General features: G+C 66.9%; 16 protein-coding genes. 13 read left to right on the top strand and 3 right to left on the bottom strand.

What is annotated here, in order from left to right; all coding sequences use genetic code 11:
- Nucleotides 1–12: 12 nt before the first annotated feature.
- Genes G9473_RS08255 through pyrE form a run of 3 tightly spaced genes read right to left on the bottom strand, consistent with a single transcriptional unit; the run spans nucleotide 13 to nucleotide 1659 of the window.
- On the bottom strand, nucleotides 13–300 hold the full coding sequence (locus G9473_RS08255; protein WP_291132317.1) for a pyridoxal phosphate biosynthetic protein: 288 nt from the start codon (nucleotides 298–300) through the stop codon (nucleotides 13–15).
- Nucleotides 300–1055 carry a pyridoxine 5'-phosphate synthase gene (locus tag G9473_RS08250; RefSeq protein ID WP_291132314.1) on the bottom strand — a complete coding sequence of 252 codons (756 nt, stop codon included), beginning with the start codon at nucleotides 1053–1055 and terminating at the stop codon, nucleotides 300–302. The genes G9473_RS08255 and G9473_RS08250 overlap by 1 nt, the downstream gene beginning before the upstream one ends.
- A gap of 25 nt (nucleotides 1056–1080) precedes the next feature.
- A complete protein-coding gene (gene pyrE, locus G9473_RS08245; RefSeq protein ID WP_291138337.1) occupies nucleotides 1081–1659 on the bottom strand; it encodes an orotate phosphoribosyltransferase in 579 nt (192 codons plus the stop codon).
- Nucleotides 1660–1941: 282 nt separating this feature from the next.
- Between pyrE and coxB the strand changes: the two genes are divergently transcribed.
- From coxB to moaA, 13 genes are all read left to right on the top strand, one after another.
- Nucleotides 1942–3006: a cytochrome c oxidase subunit II gene (coxB, locus tag G9473_RS08240; RefSeq protein ID WP_291132312.1), complete on the top strand. Its 1065-nt coding sequence runs from the start codon at nucleotides 1942–1944 to the stop codon at nucleotides 3004–3006.
- 51 nt (nucleotides 3007–3057) lie between these two features.
- Nucleotides 3058–4776, top strand: coding sequence for a cytochrome c oxidase subunit I (ctaD, locus tag G9473_RS08235; RefSeq protein WP_291132309.1), 1719 nt, complete (start codon nucleotides 3058–3060; stop codon nucleotides 4774–4776).
- A gap of 93 nt (nucleotides 4777–4869) precedes the next feature.
- Nucleotides 4870–5814, top strand: coding sequence for a heme o synthase (locus G9473_RS08230; protein ID WP_291132306.1), 945 nt, complete (start codon nucleotides 4870–4872; stop codon nucleotides 5812–5814).
- On the top strand, nucleotides 5811–5936 hold the full coding sequence (locus tag G9473_RS08225) for a hypothetical protein (protein ID WP_255361268.1): 126 nt from the start codon (nucleotides 5811–5813) through the stop codon (nucleotides 5934–5936). The genes G9473_RS08230 and G9473_RS08225 overlap by 4 nt, the downstream gene beginning before the upstream one ends.
- A gap of 1 nt (nucleotide 5937) precedes the next feature.
- Entirely contained in the window at nucleotides 5938–6528 is a 591-nt protein-coding gene (locus tag G9473_RS08220) for a cytochrome c oxidase assembly protein (protein WP_291132299.1), read from the top strand.
- Nucleotides 6529–6568: 40 nt separating this feature from the next.
- Entirely contained in the window at nucleotides 6569–7399 is an 831-nt protein-coding gene (locus G9473_RS08215; protein ID WP_291132298.1) for a cytochrome c oxidase subunit 3, read from the top strand.
- Nucleotides 7399–7773, top strand: coding sequence for a DUF983 domain-containing protein (locus tag G9473_RS08210; RefSeq protein WP_291132295.1), 375 nt, complete (start codon nucleotides 7399–7401; stop codon nucleotides 7771–7773). The genes G9473_RS08215 and G9473_RS08210 overlap by 1 nt, the downstream gene beginning before the upstream one ends.
- Nucleotides 7770–8348 (top strand): SURF1 family cytochrome oxidase biogenesis protein, encoded by a 579-nt coding sequence (locus G9473_RS08205; protein WP_291132292.1) that lies wholly within the window; start codon nucleotides 7770–7772, stop codon nucleotides 8346–8348. The genes G9473_RS08210 and G9473_RS08205 overlap by 4 nt, the downstream gene beginning before the upstream one ends.
- Nucleotides 8349–8397: 49 nt before the next feature.
- Entirely contained in the window at nucleotides 8398–9822 is a 1425-nt protein-coding gene (gene thrC, locus G9473_RS08200) for a threonine synthase (protein WP_291132289.1), read from the top strand.
- Nucleotides 9822–10736, top strand: a complete 915-nt coding sequence (locus G9473_RS08195) for a class I SAM-dependent methyltransferase (protein WP_291132285.1) — start codon at nucleotides 9822–9824, stop codon at nucleotides 10734–10736. The genes thrC and G9473_RS08195 overlap by 1 nt, the downstream gene beginning before the upstream one ends.
- A gap of 17 nt (nucleotides 10737–10753) precedes the next feature.
- On the top strand, nucleotides 10754–11137 hold the full coding sequence (locus G9473_RS08190) for a dihydroneopterin aldolase (protein ID WP_291132282.1): 384 nt from the start codon (nucleotides 10754–10756) through the stop codon (nucleotides 11135–11137).
- A gap of 5 nt (nucleotides 11138–11142) precedes the next feature.
- Nucleotides 11143–11457 carry a Rossmann fold domain-containing protein gene (locus G9473_RS08185; protein WP_291132279.1) on the top strand — a complete coding sequence of 105 codons (315 nt, stop codon included), beginning with the start codon at nucleotides 11143–11145 and terminating at the stop codon, nucleotides 11455–11457.
- On the top strand, nucleotides 11454–12524 hold the full coding sequence (moaA, locus tag G9473_RS08180) for a GTP 3',8-cyclase MoaA (protein ID WP_291132276.1): 1071 nt from the start codon (nucleotides 11454–11456) through the stop codon (nucleotides 12522–12524). Before G9473_RS08185 ends, moaA begins: the two co-directional genes overlap by 4 nt.
- The last annotated feature ends 1 nt before the right edge of the window (nucleotide 12525 follow it).

Raw genomic sequence — 12525 nt, 5'->3', positions numbered from 1 at the left:
GATCGACGCGAACTAAGCCGGCGGCCCTCTGAGGATCAGCGCGACGAGCAGGCCCAGGACGACGACATGGATCATCACCTGGCTCTTGAACAGGGGGTGGGCGAAATCGCCCTTCGCGCGCGAGAGCGATCCGGCATAGCCGAACACCTGCAGGACGACCCAGCCGATCGCGAAGGGCAGGATCACGCCTTTGGCCACGGCATAGCCGAGGAATCCGACCGCGGTGAGGAACAGCGTCGCGCCGAAAAAGGCCCAGCGCGACTGTTCGGCTGTAAGCTCGTGCGGGGAGCGGCCCGCCACTAGCGAGCCTCATCCATCAGCTCGCGCATCCGGCGGATGGCGCCTTCGAGGCCGATGAACACCGCCTCGCCGATGAGGTAATGCCCGATATTGAGCTCGGCGATCTGGGGAATGGCGGCGATGGGCGTGACGTTGTCGAAGGTGAGGCCGTGGCCCGCGTGCGGCTCGATCCCGTTCTTCGCGGCGAGCGCGGCCATGTCGGCAATGCGCTTCAATTCCGCCGCGGTGCGGGCCGAATCCCCGTCGAGAATGGCGTGGGCGTATTCGCCGGTGTGGAATTCGACGACCGGCGCGCCGAGGCGCAGCGCGGCGTCGAGCTGCCGCTCGGCCGGTTCGATGAACAGCGAGACGCGGATGCCTGCGCCTTTCAGCTCGTCGATGATCGGGGCGAGCGTGTTGTGGAGTCCCGCCGCGTCCAGTCCGCCCTCGGTGGTGCGTTCCTCGCGCTTTTCGGGGACGATGCAGGCCGCGTGCGGTTTGTGACGCAGCGCGATGTCGAGCATTTCGCGGGTCGCTGCCATTTCGAGGTTCAGCGGCAGGTCGGTCGCATCCTGGATGCGGCGCAGATCTTCGTCGCGGATATGGCGCCGGTCTTCGCGCAGGTGCGCGGTGATGCCGTCGCCGCCGACCCGCGCGACGATCTCGGCCGCGCGCACCGGGTCCGGGTGGTCCCCGCCGCGCGCATTGCGGATGGTCGCGACGTGATCGATATTCACGCCGAGCCGCAAGGGGTTGGGGTGGAGTGTCCTCGCCATTTCTCGCCTGCCTTATCGGACCGGGTTACTTGCGGCTACCCGGCTTGGTCACAGCTACGGCGCCGAGTGCGGGCGGGATGTCCTCGGGCGCATAAGTGGGGAAATCGAACGCGGCGAGCGGATAGAAGGGCACGCCGAGATCGACCGCGCCGCCCGAGCGGTCGATGAGAGCGCATTCGGCGATCACCTCGCCGCCCTCGCGCGCGACAGCCTCGATCGCCTCGCGGCTGGAGAGGCCGGTCGTCACGACATCTTCGACCATCAGCACTTTTGCGCCCGGCTCCAACGCGAAGCCGCGCCGCAGGTGGAAGGCGCCTTCTGGCCGTTCGAGGAAGAGCGCGTCCTTCGCCAGCGCCCGGCCGACCTCGTGGCCGATGATGATGCCGCCCATCGCGGGCGAGACGACGGTGTCGACCGCTTCGATCACGTCCGACGGGATGCCCGCCACGACCGCCTCGGCCAGCCGAGCGGCGCGCGCGGGGTTCATCAGCACGCGCGCGCATTGCAGGTAATGGCCGGAGTGCCTGCCGGACGAGAGCTTGAAATGCCCTTCGAGCAGCGCGCCCGAGGCGCGGAATTCGGCGAGCACCTCGTCCTCGGTCATGGGGCGAAAGGGGGTCTGTGTCATCTCGAAAGGCCTGTCGAAAATGGGGTGGGCCGCCGCAAAACCCGCGGAATTGCGCGGGCTTGCGCGCGCGGCACGGAAGCTTGCATAAAAATCTCCCTAGTAGCGCTTGAGGGTCCGGGCAAGCGCGGCTAAGGGGTGCGCCAACGCTGGCAAAGCTGTCGGCACGCGTTGTCCCACTGGTCCTCTGGACGGGGCCGAAAGGCGGGGCGACATGGGATCAGATCTGGACAACGATTTAGGCACATCACGATGGGTCATATGAACGCCCCTATCAAACTCGCTACCCTGTCGCTGCTGGCGGCGATTTCCGTCGTCTTCATGCCGCACGCTTCCCTCGCGCAGGACGCTGCCGAAATGACCGCCGCGCCCGGCAGCGGCGAAGTCTTCGGCGAACCGCCCGCCAGCGCCGCCGAGGGCGAGGTCGTCGCGAGCGAGACGACGCCGCCCGAGGCCGAGGGCGCCTATGTCCCGATGGCTCCGACCAAGGACAAGGGGATGCCGACCGACCCCAACAGCGGCGAGCCGGGCGCGATGGCCAAGTCGCTCACCTTCCAGGACCAGTATTCCAAGGACGGCCAATACGCGCTGTGGATGCACGACTGGTTCCTGCTGCCGGTCATCACCGCGATCTCGCTCTTCGTGCTGGGCCTGCTGCTCTATGTCGTGGTGCGCTTCAGCCGCCGCGCCAATCCCGAGCCTTCGCGCACTACGCACAACACCATGATCGAGGTCGTGTGGACGATCGTTCCGGCTGCTATCCTCGTCGTGATCGCGGTGCCTTCGCTAACGCTGCTTGCGCGCCAGTACGAAACCCCGCCGGAAGAAGCGGTCACGATCAAGGCGACGGGCTACCAGTGGTATTGGGGCTATTCCTATCCCGACCACGGCGGGATCGAGGTGATCTCGAATATGCTGAGCGATGCGGACGCCATCAAGAACGGTGAGCCGCCGCAGCTCGCGGTCGACAACCGCATGGTCGTGCCCGCGGGCGTGCCGCTGCGCATCCAGACGATCGGCGCGGACGTGATCCACTCCTTCGCGGTCCCGTCGCTGTGGTTCAAGCAGGACGCGATCCCCGGCCGCCTCAATGAAAAGCTGCTCACGATCGAGGAGCCGGGCGTCTATTACGGCCAGTGCAGCGAGCTGTGCGGCACCCGCCACGCTTATATGCCGATCGCGATCGAGGCGCTCCCGCCCGAAGAATTCGCGGCATGGGTGGCCTCGCAGGGCGGCACGATGCCCGGCGAAGAGACCGCCGAGGAAGCGCCCGCCGAGGACGCGGCTCCGGCCGAGGAAGCGACCGAAATCGCGCTTGCCGAGTAAGCCCGCCCGATCCGAACAGACCGAATACGAACCGACCGAGAGACTGACACGATGGCCACCACTGCTGAAGGCTTCGACATCCATACCGAGGATCACGCGGATCACGCCGATCACAAGCCGGGCTTCTTCGCCCGCTGGTTCATGTCGACCAACCACAAGGATATCGGCACGCTCTACCTGATCTTCGCGATCATCGCGGGCATCGTGGGCGGCGCGATTTCGGGCATCATGCGGCTCGAACTGGCCGAGCCGGGGATTCAGTATCTGACCTGGTGGGCCGGGTTCATGGGTGGCAGCGCGGATCTCAACACCGCGCTTCATATGTGGAACGTCTTCATCACCGCGCACGGCCTCATCATGGTGTTCTTCATGGTGATGCCGGCGATGATCGGCGGCTTCGGCAACTGGTTCGTGCCGCTCATGATCGGCGCGCCGGATATGGCCTTCCCGCGCATGAACAACGTGTCGTTCTGGCTGACCGTGGCGGGCTTCTTCTCGCTGCTGTTCTCGATGTTCGTGCCGGGCGGCGCGGGCAACGGCGCGGGCGTGGGCTGGACGGTCTATGCGCCGCTTTCGACCACCGGCGCCCCCGGTCCGGCGGTGGATTTCGCGATCTTCTCGCTCCACCTTGCGGGCGCGGGCTCGATCCTTGGTGCGACCAACTTCATCACCACCATCTTCAATATGCGCGCGCCGGGCATGACGCTGCACAAGATGCCGCTGTTCGTGTGGTCGGTGCTGGTCACGGCCTTCCTGCTGCTGCTCGCGCTGCCGGTGCTGGCCGCTGCCATCACCATGCTGCTGACCGACCGCAATTTCGGGACGACCTTCTTCGACCCGGCGGGCGGCGGCGACCCGGTGCTCTACCAGCACCTGTTCTGGTTCTTCGGCCACCCCGAGGTCTACATCATGATCCTGCCGGGCTTCGGCATGATCTCGCAGATCGTCGCGACCTTCAGCCGCAAGCCCGTGTTCGGCTATCTCGGCATGGCCTACGCCATGGTCGCGATCGGCGTCGTCGGCTTCATCGTGTGGGCGCACCATATGTACACCGTCGGCCTCGACGTGAACACGAAGATGTATTTCACCGCCGCGACCATGGTCATCGCGGTCCCGACGGGCGTGAAGATCTTCAGCTGGGTGGCGACGATGTGGGGCGGCAGCCTCGAATTCAAGTCGCCGCTCGTCTGGGCGCTCGGCTTCATCTTCCTGTTCACCGTGGGCGGCGTCACCGGCGTCGTGCTGGCGAACGGCGGGATCGACGACAACCTGCACGACACCTACTACGTCGTCGCGCACTTCCACTACGTGCTGTCGATGGGCGCGGTGTTCTCGATGTTCGCGGGCTTCTACTACTGGTTCCCGAAGATGAGCGGGCGGATGCATTCGGAACTGCTGTCGCACCTGCACTTCTGGTTCTTCTTCATCGGCGTGAACGTGATCTTCTTCCCGCAGCACTTCCTGGGGATGCAGGGGATGCCGCGGCGCTATCCCGACTACACCGAAGCCTTCACGCTGTGGCACCAAGTGAGCACCTACGGCTATTACATCATGGCCTTCTCGATGATCTTCTTCTTCGTGAACATCGTCTACTCGCTCGCCGCAGGCCGCCGTGCCGAGGGCAATCCGTGGGGCGAAGGCGCGACCACGCTCGAATGGACGCTGCCGAGCCCGCCGCCGTTCCACCAGTTCGAGACGCTGCCGGTGATCGAGGACCACCACAACTACCACGATCACCGTCCGCTGGGCGAAAAGCCGGCCGGCGCCTGACGGGGGCGGCCTCACAGCGAGGCCGTTTCGAAAGCGAAACAAGGGGGAGGGCGCGCCGGTGGGTGCGCCTTCCTTCGAATAGAGAACACGACGATGCAGAACGCAGCAAACCCGATCACCACCGCGACGATGCCGGCGGAATGGCGTGACTTCTTCACGCTGACCAAGCCGCGCGTGATGACGCTGGTGATCTTCACCGGGATCTGCGGCCTGCTGGCGGCGCCCGGGAGCATCCACCCGGTGCTCGGCTTCACCGCGATCCTCGCGATCTCGATGGGCGCGGGCGGGTCCGCGGCGCTCAACCACTGGTGGGAAGCCGATATCGACAAGGGCATGAAGCGCACCGCCAAGCGCCCGCTGCCCGCAGGCCGGATGCGGCGCGAGGACGCGCGCGATTTCGGCGTGTTCCTGTCGGCGGTCTCGGTCGTGCTGATGGGCGTTGCGATCGGCTGGCTCGCCGCCGCCACGCTGGCCGTGGCGATCGTCTATTACGCGGTCGTCTACACCATGTGGCTCAAACCCCGCACGCCGCAGAACATCGTCATCGGCGGCGGAGCGGGCGCGTTTCCGCCGCTGATCGGCTGGGTCGCGGTGACGGGCGAGATCACCGCCATGCCGGTGCTGCTGTTCGCGATCATCTTCTTCTGGACCCCGCCACATTTCTGGGCGCTCGCGCTGTTCGTGAAGTCGGACTACGCCAAGGTCGGCATTCCCATGCTGCCCGTGGTCGCGGGCGAGAAGACGACGCGCCAGCACATCCTCTTCTACACGCTCCTGCTCGCCCCCATCGCGATTGCGCCCTGGGCGATCGGCGGGACGAGCTGGGTCTACGGCTCGGTCGCGGTCGTGCTTTCGGTGCTCTTCACCCTGCTCGCCATTCCCGTCGGCCTGCGCGAGCGGCGCGAGGAGGATGCGATGCGCGAGGAGAAGGTGCTCTTCAAGTTCTCGATCTACTACCTCTTCGCCCTGTTCGCCGCGCTGGTGGCTGACCGCGTGCTGTTCGCGCAGGGCCTCATCGGTCCCGGAATGCTGGCATGACCCCGGAGGAGGAAGAGGAATTCAAGCGTCGCCGCAAAAGCCGCAACCTCGTGGTTGGCGGGACGCTATTGTTCTTCGTGGTGCTGTTCTACGCCATCACCCTCGTGAGGATGGGAGACTGACATGAGCACGGCGACCCTCGACCGCGACACATCGCGCCGCAACCTGCGCACCGGGATCTATGCCGGGCTTTTCGCACTGTTCATGCTCGGCCTCGGCTATGCCGCGGTCCCGCTTTACGACCTGTTCTGCCGGGTGACGGGCTTTGCCGGCACGACGCAGGTCGCCAGCGAGGAAGACGCCGCGCGCGCCGCCGCCGCGGGCTCGGGGCGGACCATCTCGATCCGTTTCGACGGGTCGACCGCGAGCGGGATGCCGTGGACCTTCGCCCCCGACCAGGTGACCGAGACCGTCCGCATCGGCGAGCGCGACATCGCGACCTACACCGCGATCAACAATTCCGACACACCCATCACCGGCACGGCGACCTTCAACGTCGAACCCGCGCAGGCCGGGCTCTATTTCAACAAGGTGCAGTGCTTTTGCTTCACCGAACAGACGCTGCAGCCGGGCGAGGAAGTCCATATGCCCGTGCTGTTCTACGTCGACCCGGCGATCGAACAGGACGAGTTCATGAAGGACGTCGAGCAGATCACCCTGAGCTACACTTTCCATCGCGCGAAAGAGCCCGTAACGAACGGCCGCGCGCGGTAACCGATCAACCGCTGATTCCTAAGGGACGGGAACGAGAAAAATGGCAGGCAATGTAAACCACGACTATCACATCCTCGAGCCGGACATCTGGCCGCTGGTCGGATCCCTCTCGGCGCTGACCTTCACCTCGGGGATGGTGCTGAGCTGGTATCCCGACCTGTTCGGCAACATGGCCGCGATTGTCATGTGGGCCGGGCTTGCGGGCCTCATCGCCACGTTCTTCATGTGGTTCAAGAACATCGTCGTCGAAGCCCAGCGCGGCGACCACACGCCGGTGGTGCAGCTGCATATGCGCTACGGCATGATCCTGTTCATCGCGTCGGAAGTCATGTTCTTCGTCGGCTGGTTCTGGGCGTGGTTCGATTTCTCGCTGTTCCCCTCGACCCTGACCGACGTGATCGGCGGCGTGTGGCCGCCCAAGGCGATCGAGGAAGTGCTCGATCCCTTCGCGCTGCCGCTGCTCAACACGCTGATCCTGCTGTGCTCGGGCACGACCGTGACCTGGGCGCACCACTCGCTTATCCACGGCGACCGCAAGGGTCTGAAGCAGGGCCTGTGGGCGACCATCGCGCTGGGCGTGCTGTTCAGCTTTATCCAGGCCTATGAATACGCGGTCGCGCCGTTCGCTTTCGGCGGCAACACCTATTCGAGCGCGTTCTACATGGCGACCGGCTTCCACGGCTTCCACGTGATCGTCGGCACGATCTTCCTCGCCGTGTGCCTCTATCGCGCCTATCTCGGCCACTTCACCCCGCGCCAGCACTTCGGCTTCGAAGCGGCGGCGTGGTACTGGCACTTCGTCGACGTGGTGTGGCTGTTCCTGTTCATCGCCGTCTATGTCTGGGGCGGCTGGGGCGCCGAATACCACTGATGGACCGGGGCTCCGGCCCTGATGCTGAAAAGGGGCAGCCGGGCCTTGGCCGGGCTGCCCTTTTCGGTTTGTGCCCCCGCTGCGGCGCGCGCACCCTGTTCGAGGCGCCGGCGCGGATCGCGCTCGCCTGCGAGGCGTGCGGGCTCGACCTCGGCGCGCTGGAGCGCGGCGGGCGTCTGGCGGGTCTGTTTACAATGGTGCTGGCGGCGCTTCTGATCGGCGCGGCGCTCGGGATCGACGCGCTGCTGAGGCCGCCCCTGTGGCTCTCGGCGCTGGTCTGGGCGCCGATTACGGTGGGCGGCGTGATCTTCGCGCTGCGCTTTTACCGCACCGCGCTGCTCTATCGCCAATACGAGGAGCACCTTGCCCGATGAAACGCCTGCCCGTCCTTCCCACCATCCTCGTCCTCGCCGCCGTCGCCACGATGATCGGCCTCGGCATCTGGCAGCTTGGCCGCAAGGACGAGAAGGAGGCGCTTCTGGCGCGCTATGAAGCGGCGAGCGAGTCCCAGGAAATGGTGCCGTTCCCAGTGGCCGGCAAGGGCGAGGCCGTCTGGTTCCGCCGCTCCGTGATCGACTGCCAGCAGGTGATCGATAGCGAGCCGGTCGCCGGAACCGCTGCCAACGGGGCCAAGGGCTGGGCCATGCGCGTCACCTGCGAAATGGCGGGCAGCGATGCAGCGGTGACCGTCGATCTTGGGTTCGCGCGCGACCTTGCCGCTCCCGAGTGGCAGGGAGGGATGGTCAGCGGCGTGATAGCGCCGGGACCGCGTCTTGTTGCCGACCCGCCAATCGCCGATCTTGCGCCTCTCGCCGCGCCCGATCCTGCGGACCTTCCCAACAATCACCTCGCCTATGCCGGGCAGTGGTTCTTCTTCGCGCTGACCGCGCTCGTCATTTACGCGCTCGCGCTTCGCACCCGGCTGAAGGGGCGAAATGAGACGGCGTAACCCGCCCGCCATTGCCGCGCGGCACGCGGGGCGCTAACCGCACTACCCCATGGAATACGTATCCACACGGGGGAGCGCGCCCGCGCTCGATTTCGAAGGGGTGACGCTGGCGGGGCTCGCGAGCGACGGGGGCCTCTACCTGCCGCGCGAATGGCCGCGGTTCACCGAGGCCGAGATCCGCGATCTGCGCGGGCTCGCCTATTGGCAGGTCGCGGTGCGGGTGATGCAGCCCTTCGTCGGCGACAGTCTTTCGGAAAGCGAGCTGACCGCCATCTGCCGCGAAGTCTACGGCGAGCCCTTCGCCCACGCTGCCGTCACGCCGCTGGTCCAGCTCGACGACCGCCACTGGCTGCTCGAACTCTTCCACGGTCCCACGCTCGCCTTCAAGGATGTCGCGCTGCAATTGCTCGGGCGGCTGTTCGAGACATTCCTCGAGCGGCGCGGCGAGCGGCTCACCATCGTCGGCGCGACCAGCGGGGACACGGGCTCCGCCGCGATCCGCGCGGTCGCGGGGCTGGAGCGGGTCGAGATCTTCATGCTCCACCCCAAGGGCCGGGTGAGCGAGGTCCAGCGCCGCCAGATGACGACCGTGCGCGCGCCAAACGTCCATAACCTCGCCATCGAAGGCAGCTTCGACGACGCGCAGGCGCACGTGAAGCGGATGTTCGGCGATCCCGCGGTGAACGAACCGCTGCGGCTCGGCGCGGTCAATTCGATCAACTGGGCGCGGCTGATGGCGCAGGTGGTCTATTACTTCTATTCCGCCGTCCAGCTGGGCGCACCCGACCGCAGCGTCGCCTACAGCGTGCCGACCGGCAATTTCGGCGACGTCTTCGCGGGCTATGTCGCGCAGCGCATGGGCCTTCCGGTCGAGCGGCTGGTGGTCGCGACCAACGTCAACGACATCCTCGTGCGCGCGCTCACCCGCGGCGACTATTCGGCGAGCGGCGTGACGCCCACCATCACCCCCTCGATGGACATCCAGGTCTCCTCCAATTTCGAACGGCTGCTGTTCGACTGCGGCGGGCGCGACGGGGCGGCGATGGCTCAGCAGATGGCGGGCTTTGCCAAGACCCGTGCGATGCAGCTCACCAATGCCCAGGCCGAAGGCGCGGCGCGGCTGTTCCTCGGTCTCAGCGCCGACCAGGACGCGACCGCGCGCGCGATCCAGTGGGCGCACCAGGCGGCAGGGCAGATCATCGATCCGCATACGGCGGTCGGCCTCAGCGCGGCGCGCGAGGCGACCGCTGCGGGCGAAGTCGACCCTGCCGTGCCGATGGTGACGCTCGCCACCGCGCACCCGGCCAAGTTCCGCGAGGCGGTCGAGCGCGCGATCGGCGTGCGCCCGAACCTGCCCCCGCGCGTGGGCGACCTGTTCGGGCGCGAAGAAAGCGTCACCGAGCTTTCGGGCGATTACGAGGCAGCCCGCGACTTCGTGCTCGAACACGCGCTGGCGCGCGAAGCGAAGGCGTAATGGCGCGTCTCGCGCCCGACCCTCTCGTGATGGAATGCCATGGCTGGGATGCCTACCGCCTGATCGACAGCGGGGCGGGGCGCAAGCTCGAAGCCTTCGGCCCCCACGCCTTCATTCGCCCCGAGCCGCAGGCGCTGTGGCAACCGCGCCTTGTCGGTGAAACCGGGGCCGACTGGCAGGCGGCGGGCGAATTCGTGCCCGGCTCGGACGAGGACGGCGGCGGGCGCTGGGATTTCGCGCAGGGCGTGCCGGAAAAGGGCTGGGAACTCGCATGGAACGAGGTCCGCTTCACCGCTCGCCCGACGCCGTTCCGTCACCTGCAATTCTTCCCCGACATGGCGGTGGTGTGGGACTGGATGCGCGGATGCCTTGCAGGGATGGACGAGGCCGAAACGCTCAACCTGTTCGGCTATACCGGCCTCGGCACGCTCGCCCTGTCGCGCCACGGGCGCGTCACGCACGTGGACGCCTCGAAGAAATCGGTCGCGCAGGCGCGCGACAACGCCGCCCTGTCGGGCATGGAGGACCGCCCCATCCGCTGGCTGGTCGACGACGCGGCGAAATTCACCGCGCGCGAGGTGCGGCGGCAGCGGCGCTATGACGGCATCATCCTCGACCCGCCGAAATTCGGGCGCGGGCCGAAGAACGAGACGTGGCGGCTTGAGGAAGGGCTGCCGGGCCTCGTCCACGACTGCGCCAAGCTGCTCGATGCGGACAGCCGCTTTCTCTTCCTCACCGTCTATGCCGTGCGCATGAGCAGCCTCGCATTGGCCGGGCTGATGGAAGAAGCGCTCGCGCACCTGCCCGGAACCATCGAGCACGGCGACCTTGCGGTGCTGGAGGAACCGGCGGGAGACGCACCCCGGCGCCGCCTGCCGACCGCGATCTTCGCGCGGTGGAGCAATCCGGGCTAAGGGCGCTCATGCACGCAATGACCGATTCGCTCACTCTCGAAGTCGCCGATCTCGAAGTCGATGTCCTGACCGGCATCTATTCGGAAGAAACCGGCAAGCCGCAGCCGCTGCGCATCACGGTGCAGGCGCGCTACGAGGTCGCCGACCGCTACGATCCCGACACGCCATTGGATGCCAGCAAGAACTACATGGACCTGAAGTTCGCCGCTTCCGATGGCCTGCCAAAAGGCGTCCATTTCAAGCTGATCGAGGCGGTTGCGGACCATATCTGCGAGACGCTGTTCGTGCAGGATGCGCGCGTCGAGGCGGTGACGGTCAAGATCGTCAAGCTCGCCATTGCCGAGGCCGGGGAGAGCATCGGCATCACGCTCCACCGCGAACGTCCGCTGGGCGAGGTCTAGGCCCGGTGCAGGTCGTCCTCACGGTCGAGGCCCTGCCCGAGGCGCCGCTCGCCGCGAGCGCGGCTGTTTTCGAGCGGCATCTCGAAGAGGCCGAGACGATGCTGGCGGGCGAGGGCGTCACCGCGCTCGCCATCGTCCTGCCGCGCGCGGGGACCGACCACGACGACTGGCGGCTGGCGCTCGCGCGCGACCTTGCCCGCGGCCATGCGCCTGAGCGGGTCAACGTGGTCGGCGGCGGGGACGCGGCGGCGCGCAAGGAAACGCTCGCATATTTGGCAGATGCGCCGGGCATCACGGGACAGTATATCCCGCTTGCATGAGCGAGGAAGCACCCGCCACCACCATCGACAGCCTCACCCGGCGGCGCGACGTGATCGCGGTCAACGACGAGCCGCGCCCGCTGGTCGACGCCTTCCGCCGCGCGATCACCTACCTGCGCCTGTCGGTCACCGACCGCTGCGACCTTCGCTGCACCTATTGTATGCCCGAGCGCATGACCTTCCTGCCCAAGCGCGAGGTGCTGGGGCTGGAGGAGCTTTACGAACTCGCCTGCGGCTTCATCGAGCGCGGGGTGACGAAAATCCGCATCACCGGGGGCGAACCGCTGGTGCGGCGCGACATCATGCACCTGTTCGAAATGCTCGGACGGCGGCTCGGCCACGGGCTCGAGGAGCTGACGCTCACGACCAACGGCACCCAGCTCGCTCCCCATGCCGAGGCGCTGGCGAAGGCCGGGGTGCGGCGGGTGAACGTTTCGCTCGACACGCTCGACCGCACGCGGTTCGAGGCGCTGACCCGGCGCGATGCCCTGCCGCAGGTGCTCGAGGGGATCGCGGCGGCGCGCGAAGCGGGGCTCAAGGTCAAGCTCAACGCTGTGGCGCTCAAGGGCGTCAACGAGGACGAACTGCCCGACCTCATCGAATGGGCGCATGGACAGGGCCATGACGTCACGCTGATCGAGGTCATGCCGCTGGGCGATGTCGAGGAGGAGCGGCTCGACCAGTATCTCCCCCTGTCGGACGTGCGCGCGCGGCTGGAGGAGCGCTGGACGCTGACGGACAGCGATCACGCCACCGGCGGCCCCGCGCGCTATGTCGATATCGCCGAAACCGGAGGGCGACTGGGCCTCATCACGCCGCACACGGGCAATTTCTGCGCCGGGTGCAACCGGCTGCGCGTCACCGCGACGGGCCAGCTCTACCCCTGCCTCGGCGGGGCGGAGCGGGTCGACCTGCGCGCCGCGCTGCGCTCCGAAAGGCCCGAGGAGGAGCTTGCCGCAGCGCTCGAACGCGCGATGGCGATCAAGCCCGAAAAGCACCATTTCCGCATGGACGAGCGCGGCGCGAAGCCGCACCTGCCGCGCCATATGTCGATGACGGGCGGATGAG

It is taken from the genome of Erythrobacter sp., assembly GCF_011765465.1.
In the GTDB taxonomy this organism is placed as follows: domain Bacteria; phylum Pseudomonadota; class Alphaproteobacteria; order Sphingomonadales; family Sphingomonadaceae; genus Erythrobacter.
The sequence above is the reverse complement of the archived record's forward strand: the minus strand, read 5'-3'. Positions and strand labels throughout refer to the sequence as shown.

Bases quoted from the DNA above. Each gene is read 5' to 3' on its own strand.
- G9473_RS08230 (WP_291132306.1), top strand. From the start codon at position 4,870: ATGCAGAACGCAGCAAACCCGATCACCACCGCGACGATGCCGGCGGAA.
- G9473_RS08225 (WP_255361268.1), top strand. From the start codon at position 5,811: ATGACCCCGGAGGAGGAAGAGGAATTCAAGCGTCGCCGCAAAAGCCGC.
- thrC (WP_291132289.1), top strand. From the start codon at position 8,398: ATGGAATACGTATCCACACGGGGGAGCGCGCCCGCGCTCGATTTCGAA.
- ctaD (WP_291132309.1), top strand. From the start codon at position 3,058: ATGGCCACCACTGCTGAAGGCTTCGACATCCATACCGAGGATCACGCG.
- G9473_RS08215 (WP_291132298.1), top strand. From the start codon at position 6,569: ATGGCAGGCAATGTAAACCACGACTATCACATCCTCGAGCCGGACATC.
- G9473_RS08210 (WP_291132295.1), top strand. From the start codon at position 7,399: ATGGACCGGGGCTCCGGCCCTGATGCTGAAAAGGGGCAGCCGGGCCTT.
- pyrE (WP_291138337.1), bottom strand. From the start codon at position 1,659: ATGACCGAGGACGAGGTGCTCGCCGAATTCCGCGCCTCGGGCGCGCTG.
- G9473_RS08205 (WP_291132292.1), top strand. From the start codon at position 7,770: ATGAAACGCCTGCCCGTCCTTCCCACCATCCTCGTCCTCGCCGCCGTC.
- moaA (WP_291132276.1), top strand. From the start codon at position 11,454: ATGAGCGAGGAAGCACCCGCCACCACCATCGACAGCCTCACCCGGCGG.
- coxB (WP_291132312.1), top strand. From the start codon at position 1,942: ATGAACGCCCCTATCAAACTCGCTACCCTGTCGCTGCTGGCGGCGATT.
- G9473_RS08220 (WP_291132299.1), top strand. From the start codon at position 5,938: ATGAGCACGGCGACCCTCGACCGCGACACATCGCGCCGCAACCTGCGC.
- G9473_RS08195 (WP_291132285.1), top strand. From the start codon at position 9,822: ATGGCGCGTCTCGCGCCCGACCCTCTCGTGATGGAATGCCATGGCTGG.
- G9473_RS08190 (WP_291132282.1), top strand. From the start codon at position 10,754: ATGACCGATTCGCTCACTCTCGAAGTCGCCGATCTCGAAGTCGATGTC.
- G9473_RS08250 (WP_291132314.1), bottom strand. From the start codon at position 1,055: ATGGCGAGGACACTCCACCCCAACCCCTTGCGGCTCGGCGTGAATATC.